Here is an 816-nt window from a genome sequence, read left to right on the forward strand (position 1 = left end):
AGCATGAATGCGGTGAGCTGGCGTCACAACTTCTGCAACGAACGTTGATGCGAGAGCAGTGCTTCAATCAAGCTCTGGTTCTTCACTCCGATAATGGTGCGCCGATGAAGTCGTTGACGTTCAAAGCCAAAATGGAAGAGTTAGGTATTACTTCATCGTATAGTCGCCCAAGAGTCAGTGATGATAACCCGTATGTTGAGTCATTGTTCCGCACGGTAAAGTACATGCCAAGCTGGCCAACGAAAGGCTTTGAAACAATCGATAGTAGCCAAAGTTGGGTTGAAGCCTTCGTACGCTGGTACAACACCGAGCACAAGCACAGTCAGCTAAATTACGTCACGCCTTCAGAGCGTCACAATGGAAAAGATAAAGAGATCTTGAAGCGTCGTGTAGAGGTATTGCTCGCTGCAAAACAGCGAAAGCCTGAGCGGTGGTCTGGTGATATCAGGAACTGTGCGCCTGTTGGTGACGTTCACCTAAATCCAGAAAGAGAAGCTGCTTAATAAGTAAGCAAATGATGACAACTACCTTGAAAAACACCGGGGTTAGGTATGCCTAAAACGATAGAAATAGCCTAATAATCACCCATACTGGCCGTTTCTATCTGAGATCCAATTAGGAAACAAAGCCGGTTTTACATTAAGAGAATTAAATTTTATCTAACTTCGTAATATTTAATACCTGAACCTAAGATCTGGAATGTAAACCATGATTCTTGGCAACACTTGATTATTCACATCAACGTAAGCTATGTAAGATCATAGATGAATAGTTAGACAGATTTAATCGAGTGCAAAAAAAAAGGTTCATCGCGGA

1 protein-coding gene is annotated in these 816 nt (G+C 42.8%); it reads left to right on the forward strand.

From position 1 onward, the window contains the following. Positions 1-503, forward strand: a 503-nt coding sequence (locus AB4323_RS24525; protein ID WP_372153562.1) for a transposase, incomplete at its 5' end; no start/stop codon positions are given. Positions 504-816: the final 313 nt, after the last annotated feature.

The organism is Vibrio sp. 10N.261.52.C11, from assembly GCF_041471405.1.
Lineage (GTDB): Bacteria > Pseudomonadota > Gammaproteobacteria > Enterobacterales > Vibrionaceae > Vibrio > Vibrio crassostreae_C.